This window comes from Testudinibacter sp. P27/CKL/0425, assembly GCF_052931395.1.
The window spans coordinates 564,366-586,697 of the sequence record NZ_CM128801.1; the positions used below are offsets into that span (position 1 = coordinate 564,366).

20 protein-coding genes and 1 pseudogene are annotated in these 22,332 nt (G+C 48.7%); 10 read left to right on the forward strand and 11 right to left on the reverse strand.

Annotated elements, in window-relative coordinates:
• The first annotated feature begins 33 nt into the window (after positions 1 to 33).
• The 3 genes from proC to clpB all read left to right on the forward strand — a co-directional run bounded on the left by proC (position 34) and on the right by clpB (position 4,700).
• Positions 34 to 849: a pyrroline-5-carboxylate reductase gene (proC, locus tag ACUHGC_RS02875; RefSeq protein WP_446834173.1), complete on the forward strand. Its 816-nt coding sequence runs from the start codon at positions 34 to 36 to the stop codon at positions 847 to 849.
• Positions 849 to 2,027: a 3-phenylpropionate MFS transporter gene (locus tag ACUHGC_RS02880; protein WP_446834174.1), complete on the forward strand. Its 1,179-nt coding sequence runs from the start codon at positions 849 to 851 to the stop codon at positions 2,025 to 2,027. The genes proC and ACUHGC_RS02880 overlap by 1 nt, the downstream gene beginning before the upstream one ends.
• A gap of 99 nt (positions 2,028 to 2,126) precedes the next feature.
• Positions 2,127 to 4,700, forward strand: coding sequence for an ATP-dependent chaperone ClpB (gene clpB, locus ACUHGC_RS02885; protein WP_446834175.1), 2,574 nt, complete (start codon positions 2,127 to 2,129; stop codon positions 4,698 to 4,700).
• Between the two features lie 89 nt (positions 4,701 to 4,789).
• Here clpB and ACUHGC_RS02890 read toward each other — a convergent pair whose 3' ends face one another.
• From ACUHGC_RS02890 to ACUHGC_RS02905, 4 genes are all read right to left on the reverse strand, one after another.
• Complete coding sequence (locus tag ACUHGC_RS02890) at positions 4,790 to 5,464, reverse strand: DNA-3-methyladenine glycosylase I (RefSeq protein ID WP_446834176.1); 675 nt, start codon at positions 5,462 to 5,464, stop codon at positions 4,790 to 4,792.
• The gene (locus ACUHGC_RS02895) at positions 5,461 to 6,225 is read right to left on the reverse strand and encodes a DeoR/GlpR family transcriptional regulator (RefSeq protein ID WP_446834177.1); all 765 of its coding nucleotides are present in this window, start codon (positions 6,223 to 6,225) and stop codon (positions 5,461 to 5,463) included. The genes ACUHGC_RS02890 and ACUHGC_RS02895 overlap by 4 nt, the downstream gene beginning before the upstream one ends.
• A gap of 155 nt (positions 6,226 to 6,380) precedes the next feature.
• Positions 6,381 to 7,052, reverse strand: coding sequence for an iron-sulfur cluster repair protein YtfE (gene ytfE / locus ACUHGC_RS02900; RefSeq protein WP_446834178.1), 672 nt, complete (start codon positions 7,050 to 7,052; stop codon positions 6,381 to 6,383).
• A 194-nt stretch (positions 7,053 to 7,246) separates the two neighbouring features.
• Positions 7,247 to 7,996, reverse strand: a complete 750-nt coding sequence (locus tag ACUHGC_RS02905; protein WP_446834179.1) for an SDR family oxidoreductase — start codon at positions 7,994 to 7,996, stop codon at positions 7,247 to 7,249.
• 180 nt (positions 7,997 to 8,176) lie between these two features.
• Between ACUHGC_RS02905 and asd the strand changes: the two genes are divergently transcribed.
• From asd to ACUHGC_RS02920, 3 genes and pseudogenes are all read left to right on the forward strand, one after another.
• Positions 8,177 to 9,286, forward strand: coding sequence for an aspartate-semialdehyde dehydrogenase (gene asd, locus ACUHGC_RS02910; protein WP_446834180.1), 1,110 nt, complete (start codon positions 8,177 to 8,179; stop codon positions 9,284 to 9,286).
• Positions 9,287 to 9,432: 146 nt separating this feature from the next.
• A complete protein-coding gene (locus ACUHGC_RS02915) occupies positions 9,433 to 10,383 on the forward strand; it encodes an alpha/beta fold hydrolase (protein WP_446834181.1) in 951 nt (316 codons plus the stop codon).
• 71 nt (positions 10,384 to 10,454) lie between these two features.
• A pseudogene (locus ACUHGC_RS02920) lies at positions 10,455 to 11,936 on the forward strand (subtype B tannase).
• A 42-nt stretch (positions 11,937 to 11,978) separates the two neighbouring features.
• On the opposite strand, the gene ACUHGC_RS02925 reads toward ACUHGC_RS02920, so the two are convergent.
• Positions 11,979 to 12,398 (reverse strand): LysE family translocator, encoded by a 420-nt coding sequence (locus ACUHGC_RS02925; RefSeq protein WP_446834182.1) that lies wholly within the window; start codon positions 12,396 to 12,398, stop codon positions 11,979 to 11,981.
• Positions 12,399 to 12,498: 100 nt separating this feature from the next.
• Here ACUHGC_RS02925 and ACUHGC_RS02930 point away from each other — a divergent pair, with 100 nt between their 5' ends.
• The 4 genes from ACUHGC_RS02930 to ACUHGC_RS02945 all read left to right on the forward strand — a co-directional run bounded on the left by ACUHGC_RS02930 (position 12,499) and on the right by ACUHGC_RS02945 (position 15,237).
• Positions 12,499 to 13,341, forward strand: a complete 843-nt coding sequence (locus ACUHGC_RS02930; RefSeq protein ID WP_446834183.1) for a LysR substrate-binding domain-containing protein — start codon at positions 12,499 to 12,501, stop codon at positions 13,339 to 13,341.
• A 193-nt stretch (positions 13,342 to 13,534) separates the two neighbouring features.
• A complete protein-coding gene (gene rpoH / locus ACUHGC_RS02935; RefSeq protein WP_446834184.1) occupies positions 13,535 to 14,377 on the forward strand; it encodes an RNA polymerase sigma factor RpoH in 843 nt (280 codons plus the stop codon).
• A 150-nt stretch (positions 14,378 to 14,527) separates the two neighbouring features.
• On the forward strand, positions 14,528 to 14,935 hold the full coding sequence (locus tag ACUHGC_RS02940; RefSeq protein WP_446834824.1) for a nucleotidyltransferase substrate binding protein: 408 nt from the start codon (positions 14,528 to 14,530) through the stop codon (positions 14,933 to 14,935).
• A complete protein-coding gene (locus ACUHGC_RS02945; RefSeq protein WP_446834185.1) occupies positions 14,932 to 15,237 on the forward strand; it encodes a nucleotidyltransferase family protein in 306 nt (101 codons plus the stop codon). The genes ACUHGC_RS02940 and ACUHGC_RS02945 overlap by 4 nt, the downstream gene beginning before the upstream one ends.
• Before the next feature lie 55 nt (positions 15,238 to 15,292).
• On the opposite strand, the gene ubiA is transcribed toward ACUHGC_RS02945, so the two are convergent.
• From ubiA to ACUHGC_RS02975, 6 genes are all read right to left on the reverse strand, one after another.
• Positions 15,293 to 16,159, reverse strand: coding sequence for a 4-hydroxybenzoate octaprenyltransferase (ubiA, locus tag ACUHGC_RS02950; RefSeq protein ID WP_446834186.1), 867 nt, complete (start codon positions 16,157 to 16,159; stop codon positions 15,293 to 15,295).
• A 185-nt stretch (positions 16,160 to 16,344) separates the two neighbouring features.
• Positions 16,345 to 16,992 (reverse strand): bifunctional 4-hydroxy-2-oxoglutarate aldolase/2-dehydro-3-deoxy-phosphogluconate aldolase, encoded by a 648-nt coding sequence (locus tag ACUHGC_RS02955; RefSeq protein WP_446834187.1) that lies wholly within the window; start codon positions 16,990 to 16,992, stop codon positions 16,345 to 16,347.
• 78 nt (positions 16,993 to 17,070) lie between these two features.
• On the reverse strand, positions 17,071 to 17,934 hold the full coding sequence (locus ACUHGC_RS02960; protein WP_446834188.1) for a DMT family transporter: 864 nt from the start codon (positions 17,932 to 17,934) through the stop codon (positions 17,071 to 17,073).
• A 47-nt stretch (positions 17,935 to 17,981) separates the two neighbouring features.
• Positions 17,982 to 19,163, reverse strand: a complete 1,182-nt coding sequence (gene uxuA, locus ACUHGC_RS02965; protein ID WP_446834189.1) for a mannonate dehydratase — start codon at positions 19,161 to 19,163, stop codon at positions 17,982 to 17,984.
• Between the two features lie 20 nt (positions 19,164 to 19,183).
• Positions 19,184 to 19,933, reverse strand: a complete 750-nt coding sequence (locus ACUHGC_RS02970; protein WP_446834190.1) for an FCD domain-containing protein — start codon at positions 19,931 to 19,933, stop codon at positions 19,184 to 19,186.
• 12 nt (positions 19,934 to 19,945) lie between these two features.
• Entirely contained in the window at positions 19,946 to 22,324 is a 2,379-nt protein-coding gene (locus ACUHGC_RS02975; protein ID WP_446834191.1) for a TIM-barrel domain-containing protein, read from the reverse strand.
• Positions 22,325 to 22,332: the final 8 nt, after the last annotated feature.

Consider the following 22,332-nt stretch of genomic DNA (forward strand, 5'->3'; position numbering starts at 1 on the left):
TGTAACTGAATTTGCGAAGGAAAAGGCAAACTGATGCAACAAAAATTAATCGCTTTTATCGGCGCGGGCAATATGAGCCGCGCGATCATTCTCGGGCTGCTCAACAGCGGCTATCCTGCCGACAAAATTATCGCCAGCAATCCCAGCCGTGCCAAACTTGATGCGTTGGCGCAACTGGGGGTGCAAACCACCCAAGATAATCAACAGGCGGCGGCAGCGGCAGACGTGGTGCTGTTGGCGGTGAAGCCGCAGTTGATGGCAAGCGTATGCGGCGAATTAAGCGGGCTGGATTTCAGTCACAAATTAGTGATTTCGATTGCCGCCGGGATTTCGGTCGCGCGCTTGCAACAGTTGCTGCCAAGTGCGGTTGCGTTGGTGCGGGTGATGCCGAATACGCCGTCGCTGTTGTCGGCGGGCATGGCGGGGCTGTTTGCCAATGCCGAATGTACCGCGGCAGACCGCACTTTTGCTGCCGAATTGATGCAAGCGGTCGGCAAAATCTGTTGGCTGCAACAGGAAAAAGAGATTAATACCGTGATTGCCGCCTCCGGCAGCAGCCCCGCCTATTTTTTCCTGTTTTTAGAAGCGATGCAGCAAGAGGTGGTCAAGATGGGGTTGGCGCCGCAGCAAGCGCGCGAGTTGATTCAGCAGGCGATGCTGGGCGCGGCGCAAATGGTGATCGCCAATCCGGACACTGAGTTAGCCGAGCTGCGCCAGCAAGTCACCTCGAAAGGCGGCACCACCGCAGCGGCGATTGCGGTGTTTGAACAGCAGCAGTTGGCGGCAACGGTGCAAGCAGCAATGCGGGCGGCGGTGGCGCGAGCCGAAGAGATGGAAAGCCTATTCTGATGATTCGCGTATCCCCTTTTATCTGGCTGATCGTCAGTTTTACCGGCTATTTCGCCGCTTATGGCGTCTTTTTGCCGTATTTACCGGTTTGGTTAAAATCCTATCACTATTCCGATGAAGTTATCGGCACGGTGGTGGCGTTTTCGTTTCTATTCCGTTTTATCGGTAGTATGCTGTTTTCACAATGGGTCAAACGACCGTCGGCGCTGATTTTTATGTTGCGTTTGATTGGCTGGTTAAGTCTCGGCTTGGTATTGGCGATCAGCGTCAGCGCCGAAATCGCGTGGCTGGCAATCGGGTTGATTTGGCTGTTTAATGCGGTGTTCGGCGCCGGCATTCCGTTAACCGATGCGCTGGCGGGCAATTGGCAGCAGCAGGTGAAACTGGATTACGGTAAAGCACGGTTGAGCGGCTCGCTGGCGTTTATCGGCGCCAATCTGCTCGGCGGTTATATTTTAGGCGTGTTTAGCGATCAAAGCATGATGTGGCTGATGACCGCACTTTTACTGGCGTATGCGCTGCTGCAACAGCTGTCGCCGAGTGTGTATCCGCAAGATGCGCCGCAATCGCGTGATAATTCGCAAGATGCCGTACCAAGTGCGGTCAGTTACCGCACGTTGCTTGCCAATCGGCAGATTGTGGCGTTGTTGACCGCTCTTGCGTTGATTCAGGGGGCGCACGCCGCCTATTATGCCTACGGCGTGCTGTATTGGGCGGATCGCGGCATCGGCGTTGAACTGAGCGGCTGGCTGTGGGGCATTAGCGTGGCGGCGGAAGTGTTGGTGTTCTTCTTTGCCGGACGCTTGCTGAAAGGCTGTTCATTGTATCAGTTGCTGATGTTCACTACCTTGGTTACGGTGTTCCGCTGGACGGCAATGGGCAGCGCCGATCAGTTCTGGCAATTTTTACTGCTGCAACCGCTGCACGGTATCACTTTTGCGTTGTGCCATTTTGTCACGGTGCGCTACATCGCCAGTTGCCCGCCAAGTTATATCGCCAAACTGCAAGCGCTCTATAACGGAGTGTGCAGCTGTTTAAGCGTGGCGTTGTTTATGCTGTTGGCAGGCGCGGTGTATCGGATTGATCAAAGTTGGGCATTTTACTTAATGGCAATTTTAGCGCTGCCGGCACTGCTGTTATTGCAAAAAGTCAAAGTGCTGAACATTCCACAAGATTAAAAAATTGTTCAAAAAACAGCCTTGAATTTTTAAAAATCCCCCTCATCTAATCCTCGTGAACGAAACTATCGTGAAGATAAGCGTCAGGAGGATTTTTTTATGAATATCGAAAAGTTTACCACCAAATTCCAACAAGCGATTGCCGAAGCGCAGTCGCTGGCGTTGGGCAAAGAACAACAATATATTGAGCCGCTGCATTTGATGTTGGCACTGCTTAATCAGCAGGGCGGCTCGGTACAGCCATTGCTGGTCAGTTGCGGCGTGAATGCGGCGCAGCTGAAAAATCAGCTGAATAGCGAGATTGATCGTTTAGCCAAAGTCGAAGGCAACGGCGGCGATGTGCAGTTGTCACAAGCGTTGGTGCGCTTGTTGAATCGTTGCGATCAGCTGGCACAAAAACGCCAAGATAAATTTATTTCATCCGAGCTGTTTGTACTGGCGGCGCTGGAAGACAAAGGCGCGCTCGGCAATGCGTTGCGCCAAAACGGCGTAAAAGCCGAAGCGGTTGAAGCCGCGATTCAAAAAATACGCGGAGGAGAGAACGTGAACGATCAAAATGCCGAAGAGTCGCGCCAGGCGCTGGAAAAATTTACCATTGATTTAACCGCACGCGCCGAAAGTGGCAAGCTTGATCCGGTGATCGGGCGTGATGACGAAATTCGGCGTGCGATTCAGGTGCTGCAACGTCGTACTAAAAACAATCCGGTGTTGATTGGTGAGCCGGGCGTGGGTAAAACTGCGATTGTCGAAGGCTTGGCACAACGAATCGTCAACGGCGAAGTGCCGGAAGGTTTACGCAATAAACGCGTGCTATCTCTCGACATGGGCGCATTGATTGCCGGTGCTAAATACCGTGGTGAGTTTGAAGAGCGGTTAAAAGGCGTGCTGAACGAACTGGCAAAAGAAGAAGGGCGAGTGATTTTGTTTATTGACGAAATTCACACCATGGTCGGCGCAGGCAAAAGCGACGGCGCAATGGATGCCGGCAATATGTTAAAACCGGCGTTGGCACGCGGTGAGCTGCATTGTGTTGGCGCCACCACTTTGGACGAATATCGCCAATATATCGAAAAAGATGCAGCCCTTGAGCGCCGCTTCCAAAAAGTGCTGGTGGACGAACCGAGCGTGGAAGATACCATCGCCATTTTGCGCGGACTAAAAGAGCGGTATGAACTTCACCACCATGTGCAGATCACCGATCCCGCGATTGTGGCGGCGGCAACCTTGTCGCACCGTTATATTTCCGATCGCCAATTGCCAGACAAAGCCATTGATTTGATCGATGAAGCCGCCTCTAGCATTCGAATGGAAATTGATTCCAAACCGCAACCGTTGGATCGCCTAGAACGGCGGATTATTCAGCTGAAGCTCGAGCAACAAGCGCTGCAAAAAGAGGACGACGAAGCCAGCCGTAAACGTTTGCAGATGTTAGAAAACGAATTGGCGGAGAAAGAGCGCGACTATTCCGAACTGGAAGAAGTCTGGAAAAGCGAGAAAGCTGCGCTTTCCGGCACACAACACATTAAGGCGGAACTGGACAACGTGCGCACCCAAATGGAACAAGCGCGCCGTGCTAGCGATTTTGCCAAAATGTCGGAGTTGCAATACGGCGTGATCCCACAACTGGAAAAACAGCTCGAACAAGCGGAAGCCTCGGAAGGCAAAGAGATGACGCTACTGCGTTATCGCGTCACCGACGAGGAAATCGCCGAAGTGTTGTCGCGCGCCACCGGCATTCCGGTCGCACGCATGATGGAAGGCGAAAAAGAGAAATTGCTGCGCATGGAACAAGAGCTGCATAAGCGGGTGATCGGACAAAGCGAAGCGGTGGAAGCGGTGGCGAATGCCATTCGCCGCAGTCGTGCCGGGCTTGCCGATCCGAATCGTCCTATTGGCTCGTTCCTGTTCCTCGGCCCAACCGGGGTAGGGAAAACCGAGTTGTGCAAAACCTTGGCGAATTTCATGTTCGACAGCGAAGATGCGATGGTGCGGATCGATATGTCGGAGTTTATGGAAAAACACAGCGTATCACGTCTGGTCGGCGCGCCTCCGGGCTATGTCGGCTATGAAGAGGGCGGCTATTTGACCGAAGCGGTGCGTCGCCGCCCATATTCGGTGATTTTGCTCGATGAAGTGGAAAAAGCACATCACGACGTGTTCAACATCTTATTGCAGGTGTTGGACGACGGACGATTAACCGACGGACAAGGCAGAACCGTGGATTTCCGCAATACGGTGGTGATCATGACTTCGAATCTGGGGTCCGATCTGATTCAGGAAAACGTGAATGACTTGGATTATGCCTCGATAAAAGAGCTGGTGATGTCGGTGGTCGGTCGCCACTTCCGTCCGGAATTTATCAACCGGATTGACGAAAGCGTGGTGTTCCACCCGTTAGATAAAGCCAATATCCAAGCGATTGCCTCAATTCAGTTGAACCGCTTGAGCAAACGCATGGAAGCGCACGGCTATCAAATCCAGTTCAGCCAAGCGGCGTTGGATTTTATCGGCAATGTCGGTTACGACCCAATCTACGGCGCGCGCCCACTGAAACGCGCGATTCAGCAAGAGATTGAAAATCCGCTGGCGCAACAGATTCTGTCCGGTGCGCTATTGCCGGGCAAACCGGTTACGGTGGATGTGGTGGATAACCGCGTGGTGGCGAGCCAGTAAATTATTCGGTGAAACAGCCGTTTAAAATGATAAACCGCACTTTGCTTAAGCGGGCAAAGTGCGGTTTTTTTTAATTGAATTTCAGGCTGCTATTTGCCCATACTAAACGCGACAATCTGACTGATGTGCGCCAGTGGGCGTCCGCTCTGTTGTTGCCATTCGAGAAACACTTGCTGTGTGCTGGCAAACGAGCGCTGGGTTTGAATGCCGCCGTCAATCAGTTTGTGGTTGCGCAGATAGGCTTCCACATCGTGAGTCAGCAAAAAGGTGTCCTTGCGGACCGCTCTTAAGCTGTAAGCGCCGGTGTTGCCGCCCAGTCGTTTGCCGTGTTTTTTCAGATACTGCCAAAGTGCGGTGATGTTGTCGCTTGGCCATTCGGCAATTAATTTTGAAAAGCCGCCGTCCAAATTGGCTTGATAAATCATCTGTGCGTTGTATTTAATGGTTTCCACTTTCGGCCAATAGCGGATAATCCCCGGATCTTGCGCTTTCTTTTCCCACAATTCATCGGGCATCATCAACAGCTTTTCAATTTCAAAGCCCCAGAATACCTGCTCGAAATTCTCCCATTTGTTATTCACAACCTGCCAAACCACGCCGCACTGAAACACTTTGCGCGTCATTTCCGCCAGCCAGCGGTGATCGGGCACTGCAAGCAGTTCCTCACGGCTTTTCAGTTTGCATAAACGCGCTTCCAATGCCGCTTCGCCGCCTTGATGGGCGGCGGCACGCTGATAAATATCGTCAAATTTTTCTAAAATCATACTGACCGGCAGATCTCCAATTGCACATTGCCTTGTTGTAATAAATCGCTGATTTGCTCACTTGGCTGAATATCGGTCAGCACCACGTCCAAATCCTGAATTTGCCCCAACCGAACTGTGGCATGGCGGTTGAATTTCGAGTGATCGACCGGCAGCAGCACCTTGCGTGATGCCTTGATCAGCGCACGTTTCACTTGCACCTCGTGGAAATCGTAATCCAGCAGCGTGCCGTCCTCGTCAATCGCACTGATACCCAAAATGCCGTAATCCAGCCGAAATTGGGAAATAAAATCCACCGTGGCTTCGCCGATCATGCCGCCGTCCTCACGCAAATTGCCGCCGGCGATGGTGATGCTGAAATCGGCTTTTTTCATTAAAATGTGTGCGGCATTCAGGTTGTTGGTCACGATTTGCAGATTTTGGTGATCTAACAGCGCATAGGCAACCGCTTCCGGAGTGCTACCAATGTCGATAAACAGCGATGAACCGTTTTTAATCAGGCTGGCAACTCGCTGTGCAATTGCCTGTTTTTCTTTGGAAAAGAAGTGTTTGCGCTCTTGGTAATCGCTGTTTTCGGTGCTGGACGGTGACGCTGCGCCGCCGTGGTGGCGACGAATCAGATTTTGCTCCGCCAGCTCATTCAAATCGCGTCGAATGGTCTGTGATGTGACATTGAACACAGTGACTAAATCTTCGGTGCTGATATATCCTTTTTGCGTCACCAGTTCGACAATTTGCTGGTGGCGTGTTGATTGTTTCATCTCGTCTCCTTTGCTTTCGCCCCGTGAGTATTTTGCTTGATTCTACCTCAAAGTGCGGTCGCTTTGATACAACGATTGCATGAAAATCGCTGCCGACACAAGCCGACAGCGATTTTATCGTCGTGAGAGATGAAAGAGCGGTTAGGCTCGGTTTTCTATGCCTGACTGACCACGCGTGGGAACAGAATGTTGTTTTCCAAATGGATATGCAGCATTAAATCATCAATAAATTCATTGATGCCGCTGTACAGCGCGCGCCAAGTGTTGCAGGCATCCGCCGGTGGCGTGACGTTATTGGTGATGGATTTCAGCACTTCCACTTGTTGTCCGGCGTCGTCATGTTCGTGTTCCATCACCTGAATCGGCATTCTTGCCATTGCGTATTGCCCGGCTTTGATCATCGGGAACAGGATTTGTTCCTCTTTTTGCATATGTTGGCTGAGTTCGGCATAAATTTCTTTTAATACCGCCGAAGCGCCCATCGGGCAATCGTCACGATCGCCGTGTACGTTTTCCACTTTTTCCGCCATAAAAATCAGCTCCGGCAGTTGTTCGCGGTGGCGTTGGTGGTAACGAGCGATGATGTGTTCGATAATCTCAGGATAAGCGGCTTGAGTCCAATCTTGCTCCTGCCCGACGTCTTGACGCCCTTCCAGCTCTGCCAAACGGCTTTCGATTGCCGCCAAATCCAAATTTTTCAGTTTCGCCGCAAAGCCTAAAGTGTTGGCACCGCCGCAGCAGAAATCCAAATCATATTCGCGAAACAGTTTGGTTGCGCCCGGAATGGCGATCGCCAATTCACTCAATTTTTTCTCTTGACATGACATAATGTCCTCGTGTTATTCGTTGGGTTGTAGGGATAAATAAAAGTTGAGTTAAATAGTAAGGTATTTTTTGGTTTAAAGCAGTATTTTTAATTCATCTTTTGATATAGATCAATTCGAATACCGTAAACGAGGTAGATTTGGAAAGATAAACCGCACTTGCTGCCAAGTGCGGTTCTGTCGCTATCAATGGAGGATTAGGCTTTTTTCTTCACCGTCAAACCGGCGGGCGCTTGTGCCACCGGCATGATTTCAATCCGGTTGATATTGACGTGTGGCGGCTGCTCGGCAACCCAAACCAGCGTGGCGGCAATGTCCTCAGGGGTGAGAAAATCTACGTTGGCATACAGCGCTTCGGCTTTGTCGTTGTCGCCGTAAAAACGCACGTTGGAAAATTCCGTGCCGCCGCATAAGCCCGGCTCAATGTTGCTGACTCGCACCGCCGTGCCGACCAAATCCGCGCGCAGGTTCAGGCTGAACTGTTTCACAAACGCTTTGGTGGCGCCGTAAACATTGCCGCCCGGATAAGGGTAATCACCGGCAATCGAGCCGAGATTGATGATGTGTCCGCGGTTGCGTTCCACCATGCCGGGCAAAATGGCGTGGGTCAGGGTGACCAAGCCGCCGATATTGGTGGCGATCATCTGTTGCCAATCTTGCAGACGGCTTTTTTGCGCGCTTTCGATCCCAAGTGCCAAGCCGGCATTGTTGATCAGCAAACCAATCTGCTGCCACTCCGGCGGCAGGCTGTGAAGTGCGGTCAACACCGCATCTTGGTCACAAACGTCGAACGCGAGCGCCAGACAGTTTTCGCCCAGCTCTTGCTGCAATGCAGTTAAACGTTGCTGGCGGCGGGCGGCGATGATCACCCGATGTCCGTGCTGAACCAGCAGGCGGGCGGTGGCGGCGCCAAATCCGGCGCTGGCGCCGGTAATCAGTGCTAGCATAATGATTCCCTCTATGGTTGATGTCGATGACTTTCAATATAACAAAAACCGACGGTAGCGGTAAAAATTTTTCGTAAAACAGTTGCTTTTATTGAAGTGATGTTGTAATTAATTAGAACTATAAATTTAATAATCTTAATTACACAACATCAAAAACTCAGTCAAAAATAAGGACACACTATGCAAAACGTAGGTTTTATCGGTTGGCGCGGAATGGTCGGTTCCGTATTAATGGATCGTATGCAGCAAGAGCAGGATTTCGCACAGATTAATCCGGTGTTTTTCACCACCTCACAAGCCGGGCAAAAAGCGCCGACTTTCGGCGGCAAAGACAGCGGTGTGCTGCAAGACGCTTATGATCTGGACGCGTTGAAAGCACTAGATATTATCGTCACTTGCCAAGGCGGCGATTACACCACCGAAGTCTATCCGAAACTGCGTGCCGCCGGTTGGGAAGGCTACTGGATTGACGCCGCTTCTACCCTGCGCATGGAAAAAGACGCGATTATCGTGCTTGATCCGGTGAACCAACACGTTATCCGTGACGGCTTGGCGAAAGGCGTGAAAACCTATGTCGGCGGCAACTGCACCGTCAGCTTAATGTTAATGGCATTAGGCGGTCTGTTTGAAAAAGATTTAGTCGAGTGGGTTTCGGTCGCCACTTACCAAGCGGCAAGCGGCGCGGGCGCGAAAAATATGCACGAACTGCTGGTGCAAATGGGACAATTGCGCGATGTGGTGCAAACCGAACTGGATAATCCGGCATCTTCAATTCTGGAAATCGAAAGAGCGGTCACCGACAAAATGCGCGGCGATTTGCCGATTGAAAACTTCGGTGCGCCACTGGCTGGCAGCTTGATTCCGTGGATTGACAAACTGCTCGACAGCGGACAAACCAAAGAAGAGTGGAAAGGCTATGCCGAAACCAACAAAATTTTAGGCTTATCCGACAGCCCGATTCCAATCGACGGCTTGTGCGTGCGTATCGGTGCGCTGCGTTGCCACAGCCAAGCATTCACTATCAAATTGAAAAAAGATCTACCGCTGGCGGAAATCGAGCAGCTACTGGCTTCGCACAACGAATGGGTGAAAGTGATCCCGAACGAGAAAGAAGCCACTTTGCGTGAATTGACGCCGACCAAAGTCACCGGCACCTTGAGCGTACCGGTCGGACGCTTGCGCAAACTGAACTTAGGCCCTGAATATCTGGCAGCATTCACCGTCGGCGATCAGCTGTTATGGGGTGCGGCAGAGCCGTTGCGCCGCATTCTGCGTCAGCTGGTGGCATAATTTCAGCAATAATAACAATAGCACGCGGGCGGATTCTCTATCCGCCCGTTACGATATAAGCATTTAGTCAATCAATAAAAGTGCAAAGTGCGGTTCGGGCGGATATAATCCGCCCTACTTTTACCGCATAAATAACGGAGCAAACTATGCAACGAGAACCGCACTTCGGGCAGTTTGCCTTAAGAACTTTAAAACCGTTTGCCGAACAGTTTCCGCTGCAATATGTGAGCGGGCAGCGCGGCTGCCGAATTGCCTATCGTTTCTTTGAACACCCCTCGTCGGACGAAATTCAGGTGCGGAAACTGATGATTCTGGTCAGTGGACGCGCGGAAAATCTGTTGAAATGGACCGAAATCGCCTATGATTTTTATCAGCAAGGCTATGATGTACTGACATTCGATCACCGCGGGCAGGGCTATTCGCAGCGTTTGCTGCCCGATCCCGACAAAGGTTATATCGACCGTTTCGATTATTATCTCGACGATTTGGATGTGGTGCTGCACAGCGTCAACCATCTCCATGCGTATCAACAGCAGGTGATGTTGGCGCATTCGATGGGCGGGCTGATTGCCACACTGTATCTGGCGAAATACCCACATAACATCGACAAACTAGTGCTGAACGCGCCGTTGTTTGCTTTGCCGCTGAAACGCCCGCTGCTCGATCCGCTGATTGTGCATTTAATGGTGCTGCTGGGGCAGGATCAGCGTTATATTTTCGGCAGAACCGCCTACCAACCGATTAACCCTGAAAACAACGAATTGAGCTTCTGCAAAAGCCGCATGATGTGGACCAACCGGATTAACCGCCGTTTTCCCGAACTGCATTTGGGTGGTCCGACCTTCCGCTGGGCGAATCAATGCCTCAACCAATTCGGCAAACTGCCGCGCGCGATTGCTAAAATCCGCATTCCGGTGATGTTGCTACAAGCGGAAAAAGAGCTGATTGTTTCCAACGCACAAATTGAAAACTACGCCGCCCGCTTTGCCGATTTACAGCATGAAATTATCCGCAACGCCAAACACGAATTGCTGTTTGAACGTGACGATATTCGCCAGATTGTGTTAGATAAAATTTATCAATTTTTAGCCGATTAAGGTTTTATTAATATTTCAGTGCTAGTGTTAGCGCAGCGTTTTTCTTTCTACCTGACCAAAAGGGCAATATTATGTTAAAAACACTGCTTGCAACCGCACTTGCCGCCGGCGGGAGCTTAACTTCACTGGCGGTCGCTGCGGCAGACAGCCACGATTTGACGTTTAATCCCGAAAATTACCAATTACAAACCTTGCATATCGACGGACAGGCGTTTGATGTGCGGGCGTATGAAAATCTGGTATATGTCAAAAATCCGGTCGATACCGAATATCAGATTATCAATATTTATATTCCACAAGCCTATTTCGAAGGCAAAAGCATTAACGGCTACCAGGCGGACAATGCGCCGATTTTCTTTCCGAATCAAGTCGGCGGCTATATGCCGGCGAAACCGGGCGTAGCGTTAGCGAGTGACAAGCGGGGCGAACGCAGTGCCGCCACGATTGCCTCCGCATTACAGCAAGGGTTGGTGGTCGCCTCGCCGGGTGCACGAGGGCGCACCACACAAAATGAGAACGGCATTTACACCGGCAAAGCGCCGTCGGTGATTGTCGATTTGAAAGCGGCGGTGCGCTATTTGCGCTATAACGATCAACGGATGCCGGGCGATGCGGAAAAAATTATCTCCAACGGCACCAGCGCTGGTGGTGCGGTGTCCGCCCTGTTGGGGGCGAGCGGCGACAGCGCGGATTATCAGCCGTATCTGACCGCACTTGGTGCTGCACCCGTTTCTGATCATATTTTTGCGGTGTCCGCCTATTGCCCGATCATCAATTTAGAACACGCCGATGCGGCGTACGAATGGCAATTTAACGGCATTAATGATTACAAACAGATTTAAATCAGTATGCTGGATTACAACGTCAAGCGCACCGAAGTGCCGGGAACATTGGACAGCGAACAAATCACCGTTTCCAACCAATTAAAACCGCTCTTTACCGATTATCTCAATCAACTGCAGTTGCGTGACTCGGACGGCGCGGTGTTATCGCTGGATAAAGACGGCAACGGCAGCTTTAAGCAATGGGTAAAAGATTATGTTTTAGCCTCGGCGCAGCGGGCATTGGACAGTGGCAGTGATTTGTCCGCTCATTCGTGGTTGACGATCCGCTCAGGTAAGGCGGTCGATTTAGATTTTGACGGTTACTTGGCATATCTCGGACGAATGAAAACGCCGCCGGCGTTTGGCGCATTGGATTTAAGCAGCGGCGAGAACCAACTGTTCGGCACGGAAAAAATTGATGCGCAACATTCCACTGCCTACGCACTGCAACACAGCACCAAAGCGGGAAGCATGGCGGATTCACAGCTGATTAAATTGATGAATCCGATGAATTATCTCGACAACAAAGCGGGCGCGGCACCGCACTGGCGGATTCGCCATGGCACTAAAGATCGCGACACTTCGCTGGCGATTCCGATTGTGCTGGCGACTGCACTGCAAAATCACGGCTATCAGGTTGATTTTGCGCTACCGTGGGATCGCCCGCACAGCGGCGATTATGATCTGCCGGAATTATTCGACTGGATTAAGCAGCTTACGGCGAAATAATATCAACTGACAGGGCGGCAGTGCCGCCCTCACTCCAAACGCTTATGTTGTAGCAGATGAGAACAGCAACATCGCGCCGAGCACCGATAAAATCACGCCGATAATTCGATTAACATACACTTGTTTGCTTAATAAGTGATTGCGGATACGCGGCGTGGACAGCATGATCGCCACCAAACCGAACCAGATGAGGTGCGCAAGCGACATAAACGCACTGTAACCGATTTGCAGCCACAACGGCGTGTCGGGATTAACGATTTGGGTGAAAGTGCTGAGCACAAACAGCGTGGTTTTCGGATTCAGCGCATTGGTGATGAAGCCCTGTTTAAACGCCTGTTGATCGCTCAACACCGCACGTTTGCCGTATAAATAACTATTGCGAGTGGTCATGGCAAAATCGCCGCCGGGGCTGATCACTGCTAAAATGGTAATTGTCATCACCGCGAGAAGTTCGTTCATCATACTTGAGAAAATATCCGATAAATTATGTTATGATTTACAAAAATTTTGCCGTAGTTTCAAGCAAAAGAAAATCGAAATATTTTAACCTAAGTGTGAGATTTTGGAACAGATCAAGAACCTGCCGCTCAAGGCACTAAGCTTTTTTTACTTCGTCGCCGAGTACGGCAGCTTAAGTGCGGCTGCGGTACAGTTAAACGTCACCCACGGTGTGGTCAGCAAGCAGTTGAAGCTGCTGGAAAGCTATCTGGGCACGCCGTTGTGGCTGAAACAGGGCCGCAATCTGGTGTTGTCGCCAAACGGCGAAATTCTGTATCAAAGCTGCCAATTGCTGTTCGGCGAACTGCAAAGTGCGGTACGAAAAATTCAAGCCCGACAGCAGCGGGATTTGGTGGTTTCTTGCGAACCGACATTGGCGATGAAATGGTTAATTCCGAGAATTTCGGCTTTTCAGCAACAAAGCGGTATTCAGCCGGTGATTCTTGCTGCCGGTGGCGAGGTGGATTTTACCCGCCAGGGGATCGACATTGCGATTCGGCGCAATGATTTTCAGTGGTCGAAACAGTTGTATGCTGAAAAAATTGTCGATGAGCAGATTGGCTTGCTGCACAGCCCGCAACTGAATCACACCAATCGGCTGCACACCCACACTCGTCCGCAAGCATGGCAAAACTGGCAGCAGCTGACCGGCGAGACCTATCCGCAGTATCAAGGCGATGTATTTTTTGAACATTTTTACTTATCGCTACAAGCCGCAATTGCCGGCATGGGTGCAGCGATTGGTTCGCGTTTTATGGTGCAAGACGAGGTGGCGCAGGGCATTCTGCTTGTGCCTTACGGCTTTGTCGCCGACGGATCGGCGTATTATCTGCTGTCGCAAACCCCGTTTGACGCAAGCGATGTCAAGCGTACATTTTTACGCTGGCTAAGAACCGAAATGGGCTGAAAGCAACCGCAGAAATACAATATTTTTTGAACTTTTCAACAAAAGTGACGTCTAATTTTGCGTACCAAACTAACTTGCGTGAGGCTAAAACGGGTTGAAATTTTGCACTCGGCACGATTTATGCTATAACTAGCAACTCACCGCACAAATCAAGGCAAGTTAGCGGTTTTAACTAGAACAAAGAAGGAATGCGATGACTAAAGATATGCAAATGATGCTTGTTCCTCAAGGCAGCTTGGAAGGCTATATCCGAGCGGCGAATCAATACCCGATGCTGACTGCTGAGGAAGAGAAGGAGTTAGCGGAGCGTTTGTATTACCAACAGGATCTGGAGGCGGCGAAAGAGTTAATTCTGTCGCACCTGCGTTTTGTGATCCATGTTGCGCGTGGCTATTCCGGCTATGGCTTGCCGCAAGCGGATTTGATTCAGGAAGGCAACATCGGCTTGATGAAAGCGGTGCGCCGTTTCAATCCGGAAGTGGGCGTGCGCCTGGTTTCGTTTGCCGTGCACTGGGTGAAAGCTGAAATTCACGAATATGTGCTGCGCAACTGGCGGATTGTGAAAGTCGCCACCACTAAAGCGCAGCGCAAATTGTTCTTCAACTTGCGCAAAACCAAACAGCGTTTCGGTTGGTTCAACGAAAATGAAGTGGCAATGGTCGCCAATGAACTGGGCGTGTCGGTTGAGGACGTGAAAGAGATGGAATCACGCATGACCGGACAAGACATGGCGTTCGATCTGCCGACTGACGATGCTGAGGAAAGTTACAGCCCGGCGTTGTATCTGGAAGACAAAAGCTCGGATTTTGCCGCCGAACTGGAAGATGAAAACTACGACACTCAAGCCACCGAACAGTTGAACGAAGCGTTAGCCGGCTTGGACGAGCGCAGTTTGGATATTATCCGTTCCCGTTGGTTAGACGACGACAAAGCGACGCTGCAAGATTTGGCAACCAAATACAGCATCTCCGCCGAACGTGTGCGTCAGTTAGAAAATAACGCGCTGAAAAAACTGAAAGGCGCCGTGAATTTTTAATCGAATAATTCTCGAAAACCCGTCCTAGTGGCGGGTTTTTTATTGCCGGACGGTTGTCGCAAAATGATGGCACTTGATACAATTAAGACGTACACTACTCTAAGAACATAAATCACGCATAACTATACCGAAAATATGCTCAAGGAGAGAATCATGCGTTTGGATTTGACATCATTCACCAATGCGGTGGCTCGATTGGACGAGGGCTTGATCCGCTACCAGCAAGACATCAGCGACAGTCAAATTCGTGACGGTTTGATTCAACGTTTTGAATTTACTTATGAAATCAGCCATAAAATGTTAAAACGTTATTTGGAAGCGGCTTCCGCCAACCCTGCGCAGTTTGACAGTATGGCTTTTCAGGATTTGATTCGCACGGCAAACGAACAAGGGCTGTTACAGGGAGACTGGCGAAACTGGAAGCAATATCGCGAAATACGCAGCCGCACCAGCCATACTTATGATGAAAATACCGCACTTTGGGTGGTCGGAGGCATTCCGGCATTTTTACAAGAAGCGGCATTCTTACTCAATTCGCTGCAAGTGCGGTCGGCATGACGGAATCGTTGATTATGCGCCCGGATGAACGGGAAATTGTTCGGGATATTTTGCAGCAATATGTGGCGCAATATCCGGTATGGGCATTCGGCTCCAGAGTGAACGGCAATCCGAAGCCTTATTCCGACTTGGATTTGGCTGTGATCACGCAAACGCCATTATCGCCGGCGGTGTATGCCGATCTGATCGACGCCTTTTCGAATTCGGATTTGCCGTGGAAAGTCGACATTGTCGATTGGGCGATGATCCAGCCCGCATTTCGTGACATTATCCGTCAAAAATATAGCGTGTTACAGCCGTAAAAACCGAATGCCGCCGGGTAGAAAAAGCTGATAATTTTCCTAAAGTTGGTCGAACCTATAAAAAAATCCCCAGCAACAGTGCGATAAAAATCCCCATGCCGAAGTAGTTGTTATTCAAAAAGGCATTGAAGCAGTCTTCACGCGTGCGTTCGCGAGTGAGTTTGCATTGGTACACAAAGCAAAGTGCGGTGACGGCAAGGGCGGCATAGTAGATCGGGTGCAGTTGTGCCAGATGCCCGATGCTGATAAACAGCAACAGCGCGACAAATTGCAGCAAGGCGATGATTTTGTTGTCATATTGCGCGAACAGAATCGCGGTTGATTTCACCCCGATGCGTAGATCGTCATCGCGATCAACCATCGCATATTGCGTATCATAGGCGACAGTCCACAACAGATTGGCGGCAAACAGCAGCCAGCAGATCAGCGGAAGTTGTTCGCTCACCGCGCCATACGCCATCGGGATCGACCAACCGAATGCCGCGCCGAGCACAAATTGTGGCAAGTGGGTGTAGCGTTTCATAAACGGATAGACAAACGCCAACGCCACCGCGATAAACGACAGCACAATCGCGTACAGATTCAGATTCAGCACCAGTAAAAATGAAAGTGCGGTCAGCCCGAGAAATAACCTTTTTGCCTCTTTCTCGCTCACCTCGCCGGTCGCTAGCGGACGATGGGCGGTGCGCTTCACGCTGCCGTCGATATGGCGATCGGCATAGTCGTTGATCACACAGCCGGCAGCACGCATTAACACCACGCCACACAAAAAAATCAGCAAAGTGCGGTAGTCCGGTACTCCGTCAGTCGCCAAAAATAGCGCCCACAAGGTCGGCCACAACAGCAGCAAGGTGCCAATCGGGCGATCAAGGCGCATTAAACGGGCATAAGCCGACAGCTTTTGGGTTAATACATTAGACATGGTGGTAATCGTTTTACGGTCAAACTGAGTGTTGCTTATAAAAAATAACGGCGAATAAGATGCGCTATCTTACCCCAAAATAGGCAGGAACGCATAGGGTTATGCGGGATTTTAGTGCTGTCGGACGCACAAAAGGCAGGCAACGGCGCCTGCTTTTGTGTGAGTTGTGGTGAAAAAGTGAACGGTTATGCGCGTAAACTACGGATAAAACTCACCGCTTCTTGGGTCAAACGCGTCACTTCCTGCCAGTTTCCGGCAGCAATTGCACCGTTTGGTAGAATCCAAGAACCACCGACCGTTGCCACACAATCCAGTGCTAAATAATCAGCCACATTTTTCGGACTGATGCCGCCGGTCGGGCAGAAAGTCAATTGCGGCAACGGCGCGGAAATGGCTTTCAGTGCCGGCGCACCGCCGTTGGCTTCCGCCGGAAAGAATTTCAGGTGGTCGTAACCCAACTCAAGTGCGGTCATCATTTCCGACGGGGTCGATGTGCCCGGCATTAACGGCGCGTCGCCTTGTGCGGCGTGTTTCAGTAAGGAAAGGCTCACTCCCGGAGAAATCACAAATTTCGCCCCGGCTGCCACAGCATCGTCATACTGTTTCGCCGAAATCACCGTACCGGCACCGACCAACGCCTGCGGCATTGCTTCATGAATCAGTTTAATCGCATCTAACGCAACCGCACTTCGCAAGGTGATCTCAAACACATTAATCCCCCCGTCCAGCAATGCCTGCGCCATCGGCACCGCATCGTCCAAATTTTTAATCACCATCACCGGTACCAGAGGAGAGGCGGCAAACACCGCACTTGGTTGTAATTTCCATGACATAGTTGTGTTTCCTATTTAAGTGTGATCTCTTTGCAGAGAATGTAAGTTTAAATTGAACGGTCTATCTTTTTCGATTGATTAGTGTTTTATCATTCGCAGTCGATAAACGAGTAATGCACATAAAATTAGCGCGCAGCCAACTAACTTTAGTGCTGTAATTGTTTCATTCATAATCCAAACACTGAGCATCAGCGTCCAAACCGGTTCCAAGACCATAATAATGGCGGCGGTGGTGATATTGCAGTGTTTTTGTCCGAGTGTCTGTATAAAATAGCGTAAATTGCTCGCAATTAATACACTGGCAGTAAACCAGAACCACGTTTTTGTTGAAATATTCGATTGCCAAGTTTCAAATCCGAGTGAATATCCACTACACAAAAGACCCACGATCACAAATTGGATCATGATTAATGGCACCGGCGGGATATCTTTTGCATATTGGTGATTTAAAACAAAATAGAGTGCCGCCGAAAGTGAGCTGAGCAGAAAAAGAATACTGCCGACAGCAAAACGAAGCTCACCGTAACGACCGATCGCCAAGCAATATAATCCGACTAAAGCCAGTGGCATCGATAGCCAAAATACCGGCATCGGGCGATGCTTAAAAAGCAGCCAAGACACCAATGGTGCAATCAGCATGGCAAGGCTGACCAAAAAAGCACCCTCGCCTAAATCATTGCTGTAGGTGACACCCTGCACCCATAAAAATAAATTTAAAGCCAGTGCGACACCCACCGCAGCGGCACGCAGAATATGCGCTTTACTGAGATGATATAACTGGCGATAAGCAAAGGGCAAAAAAATCAGTGCGGCAACTAAAAATCGTGCGCCCATAAACCCTACCGAGGGCATTTCCATGATCGCATTCTTAGAGAAAAACCATCCGGATGCCCCAATTAGGGTGACAAAAAAGATCAGAATTTGCCCGAAATACGTTTGCATATCGCTAGCCGATTGTAATGGGAGAGTGGCTCTCCCATTTTGTTTGATTAACTAAAATAAATTTTCTTCAATGCCAGCTCCAATCCACGAAACTCCGCCAATCCTTTTAAACGCCCAATGGCAGAATAGCCCGGATTGGTTTTCTTGCGCAGATCGTCCAGCATTTGGTGACCGTGATCAGGGCGCATCGGAATCAGGCGCAGATTGCCCGCCGCTTTGCGTTTATACTCTTCAGCCAATAAGGCTTTGACCACGTTGAACATATCCACATCGCCTTCTAAATGCGCTGCTTCATGGAACGTCAACGGATTATCTTCACGACAAGTTGAACGTAAATGGGCAAAATAAATCCGGTCGGCAAATTTTTCGGTCATGCTGACCAAATCATTATCCGAGCGCACCCCGTAAGAGCCGGTACACATCGTAAAGCCGTTCGCCGCCAGTGGTTGTGTTTCCACAAACCATTGCATATCTTCAATGGTGGACACAATGCGCGGCAAACCTAAGATCGGGCGTGGCGGATCGTCAGGGTGGATTGCCATGTTAATCCCCACTTTTTCAGCAACCGGAATAATCTGTTGTAGGAAAAATGCCAAATGCTGACGGAACTGCTCTTTGCTGATGCCTTGATAGCGATCCAACTGCTGTTGGAATTCGGCAAGGGTATAGCCCTCTTCCGCACCCGGTAAACCTGCGATGATATTGTTGGTCAGCTGTTGAATATCCTGCTCGCTCATCTTGTCAAAATAGGCTTTAGCCGTTTGCTGTTCACTTTCGCTGTAGTTGTCGGTTGCTCCCGGGCGTTTTAAAATATACAACTCAAAGGCGGCAAAGGCATCTTGATCAAAGCGTAATGCCTTTGAGCCGTCAGGCAATTGGTATGCCAAATCGGTGCGGGTCCAGTCCAGCACCGGCATAAAGTTGTAACAAACGGTATCAATACCGCACTTTGCCAAATTACGCAGCGTTTGTTGATAGTTTTCAATCCACGTTTGGAATTGCCCGGTTTGGGTTTTGATCTCTTCATGCACCGGCACACTTTCCACCACCGACCAAACCAATCCCGCTTGCTCAATGACTTGCTTACGTTTTTCGATCTCTTCAACACTCCACACTTGTCCGTTTGGAATGTGGTGAAGTGCGGTTACGATGCCGGTTGCACCGGCTTGTCGAATATCACTCAATGAGACCGGATCATTCGGTCCGTACCAACGCCATGTTTGTTCCATTTTTTACTCCTGTAAATAAACTAAATCCCGACTATCACCGGATTGACACTAAATAAGTAACCATCAAAATTAGGATCTTCAACATCAGATAATTCAAACAATTTTTGTTTTACATTTTCTAGGTGCTGCCACATTGCTTTTCTTGCTAAAGCGGGATCTTTACGTTGAATGGCGGTAATAATATTTTCATGATCTTGTAACCATAAATAACGATAACTCTGGTTTGGAATGTGTGTATGTAACCCTTTCCACATTTCGCTGTCAGTTCGATATTTCCAAAGATCTTTCTGCATTCTGATTAAGACTTCATTTTGCGTAATTTCAGCAATACTCGAATGAAAATCTTCATCCGCAATATAATCTTCATCCCCCTGTTCTAAGCTTTTTCTTTCTTGGCTTAGAATTGATTTCAATCGATCTATATCTTTTTTTGTCGCTTGAATTGCCGCAAATTCGGCAATGCTACTTTCTAATAGCTGGCGAGCTTGTAATAGCTCAAAAGGCCCGATATCGGAAAAAATATCGTCTTTTTCATCATTGGCTGCTATTGGTAATGTGGCAACATAAACGCCGGAACCTTTTCGAATATCGACAAGATTTTCCAGCTCAAGCATAATCAGCGCTTCTCTGATGACAGTACGACTGACGCCAAACTCTTCGGCAAAATCACGCTCGGTGGGAAGTCGTTCGCCAATGTTATAAATACCATTAGCTAGCCTTTCTTTTAGTAGCAGCCCTATTTTTTTATAAGATCGTAATTCATTATCCATCTCTAAATACCTTTAATGAGTTTTTATATCGGCAGTAGTGATTTTATTTCCAGGTATATTATTGATTATTAACTCTCTTTTTTCTCCAGCAGGTAAGGTTAATAATATTTCACTATAGCCTGGCGTAAAATCGCCGCTTTTATTGACGATTAATTCTATACTATTTTCCGTACATTTCATTTTTATATCTAGGCTAAAATAGCGATTGTTGAGATAATCAAAGCTAACGCCATCGTCATCAAATAAGCTCACATCAGTATGACCTTTATCTAAAAACGGCATAATTAACAATTCACGTTGATTATCATGCAGTGTATTTTTAAGGTGACTTCTTGATAGCGGAATGATGCTTCCTGCACGAATGAAAAGCGGTATTTTTTCAATTGGCGCATCGGCAGTAATTGTTTGTTTTCCGGCAAACCATTGATGCGTATAAAAATCATACCAGCCTGACTGATTATCCGGTAAATAGACTTCACGCTTGGTTTGCCCCGGTTCGACGACAGAGGCGACGAGTAAATCACGTCCTAAAAGATAATCATCACACTCTTCAAAGGTTTTTTTATCCCACTCATAATCGAGGAAAGTCGGGCGAAGCATTGGCTCATGCTCATGGTGTGCTTTCCATAATAAATTATATAAATACGGCATGAGTTGATAACGTAATTTGATAGCCTCACGAATAATCGGTGTGACTTCAGGATACATCCACGGTTCATTAACCGTTTTATCATCATTCCAAGAATGAATGGTAAAACGAGGGTGCATAACGCCGTTTTGTACCCAGCGGACAAAGAGTTCCGGATCAGGTTTATTGCCTGAAAATCCTCCGACATCATGTCCGACGTTATAAAGCCCTGATAAGCTCATACCTAAGCCCATTTTGATATTGTAACGCAACGTATTCCAATTGGTTCGGTTGTCGCCGGACCAGGTTTGTACATAGCGGTTCATGCCGGGAGAGCCGGAGCGCGAAATCAAATAAGGGCGGATATTTGGCGCATATTCCATTTGCGCCTCATAAGAGGCTTTCATCATTAATAATGGTTGTAGAGGACGAATCAGCTTAATTGGTAATCCCTTACCAAAATAGTGGCACTTAGCATTATTATCCCAAACTTCAAATTCATTATTATCATTCCATGTGGAGTCAATGCCGTATTCAAGCAGCTGTTGTTTGACATTATTTTTCCACCAAGTAATTGTTTCAGGATTGGTGAAATCTAAATGGGAGCCTTCATCGTCCCAGAAAACGGAGATCTCCGGTTTATTCGATTCGGAATCTTGGATAAATAAACCGGCTTTTGCTACTTCATTGTATTTCGGGTGATCATGCAGTAAGCAAGGTTTGATATTGGCGGCAAGTTTCATACCGGCATTGTGGAAATAATCACTCATTTTCTGAGGTTGAGGTACTTTGTCATAGTTCCAATTGAAAACATAACGTTTATCGCCAATCGAGGTATAGCCTGATGACAATTGGAATGAATCACATGGAATCGAATGTTCCGCACACAGATCAACAAATTTTTTCAATTGCTCCTGTGCATCTGGTGCGTCGGTATAATGCATGGTTGAACCGCTATAACCCAAGCTCCATTTTGGTCCGAAAATGGTTCCGCCGGTGAGTGCGGTGTATTTTTTCGTTACATCGAGGATCTTCGGACCTAAAATCATGTAGTAATCCAGATCGCCGTCCTCGACCTGATAACTACGATAATAGGTATGATAATTATCAATTTCGCTGCCTAATCTGAACCAGCAAGAGGCTAAATTATCATAGTACAATCCATAGCTGACATTTTCCGCGTGGGAAATATAGAAAGGAATGTGCTTATATAACGGATCGGTTGTTTCCGCATTGTATCCCATCGCATCAAGGTTTCGCATTTCAAAGCGCCGACCGTGGCGATTTAAATTCCCTGTTTTTTCCCCTAAGCCGTAATATTGCTCAGACACATTTCTTTGTAAAAAATGTGATAGCTGATTATTTGAAATCCCAAACAAGTAAGCCCCGGTTTTACGATCGGAAACAAATGTTTTCCAGACTCCCTCATCATTGTATTGCCATTCCAAGCATAACGGTTGATGGATAATCACCCTGAGTTTTTTACTTTCTACTGTGATATCACTTTCATTTTCAGTAACACTGTAAGTTGGTAGAGAAAAGCCGTCTAAAGACCAACGATCTCGCCCCTGCCAGGCAATATCTGCTTGGTTTGGGGTAATTGCCCATGTTTGAGGCACTCGAAAAGCTTCATTTTGGCTGAATGCGACCCGGAATAGATCCTGTTCTAATACAAAAAGATGCAGCGTCCAATTATATTCGCACTGTATATCAATCCGGTTGTTATGGTTATTCAGCAGTTTCCAATTTTTTAATGTTTTCATTCTACAAT

Coding starts and splice junctions, on each gene's coding strand:
- proC (WP_446834173.1), top strand. CDS start 34: ATGCAACAAAAATTAATCGCTTTTATCGGCGCGGGCAATATGAGCCGC.
- ACUHGC_RS02880 (WP_446834174.1), top strand. CDS start 849: ATGATTCGCGTATCCCCTTTTATCTGGCTGATCGTCAGTTTTACCGGC.
- clpB (WP_446834175.1), top strand. CDS start 2,127: ATGAATATCGAAAAGTTTACCACCAAATTCCAACAAGCGATTGCCGAA.
- ACUHGC_RS02890 (WP_446834176.1), bottom strand. CDS start 5,464: ATGATTTTAGAAAAATTTGACGATATTTATCAGCGTGCCGCCGCCCAT.
- ACUHGC_RS02895 (WP_446834177.1), bottom strand. CDS start 6,225: ATGAAACAATCAACACGCCACCAGCAAATTGTCGAACTGGTGACGCAA.
- ytfE (WP_446834178.1), bottom strand. CDS start 7,052: ATGTCATGTCAAGAGAAAAAATTGAGTGAATTGGCGATCGCCATTCCG.
- ACUHGC_RS02905 (WP_446834179.1), bottom strand. CDS start 7,996: ATGCTAGCACTGATTACCGGCGCCAGCGCCGGATTTGGCGCCGCCACC.
- asd (WP_446834180.1), top strand. CDS start 8,177: ATGCAAAACGTAGGTTTTATCGGTTGGCGCGGAATGGTCGGTTCCGTA.
- ACUHGC_RS02915 (WP_446834181.1), top strand. CDS start 9,433: ATGCAACGAGAACCGCACTTCGGGCAGTTTGCCTTAAGAACTTTAAAA.
- ACUHGC_RS02925 (WP_446834182.1), bottom strand. CDS start 12,398: ATGATGAACGAACTTCTCGCGGTGATGACAATTACCATTTTAGCAGTG.
- rpoH (WP_446834184.1), top strand. CDS start 13,535: ATGACTAAAGATATGCAAATGATGCTTGTTCCTCAAGGCAGCTTGGAA.
- ACUHGC_RS02945 (WP_446834185.1), top strand. CDS start 14,932: ATGACGGAATCGTTGATTATGCGCCCGGATGAACGGGAAATTGTTCGG.
- ubiA (WP_446834186.1), bottom strand. CDS start 16,159: ATGTCTAATGTATTAACCCAAAAGCTGTCGGCTTATGCCCGTTTAATG.
- ACUHGC_RS02955 (WP_446834187.1), bottom strand. CDS start 16,992: ATGTCATGGAAATTACAACCAAGTGCGGTGTTTGCCGCCTCTCCTCTG.
- ACUHGC_RS02960 (WP_446834188.1), bottom strand. CDS start 17,934: ATGCAAACGTATTTCGGGCAAATTCTGATCTTTTTTGTCACCCTAATT.
- uxuA (WP_446834189.1), bottom strand. CDS start 19,163: ATGGAACAAACATGGCGTTGGTACGGACCGAATGATCCGGTCTCATTG.
- ACUHGC_RS02970 (WP_446834190.1), bottom strand. CDS start 19,933: ATGGATAATGAATTACGATCTTATAAAAAAATAGGGCTGCTACTAAAA.
- ACUHGC_RS02975 (WP_446834191.1), bottom strand. CDS start 22,324: ATGAAAACATTAAAAAATTGGAAACTGCTGAATAACCATAACAACCGG.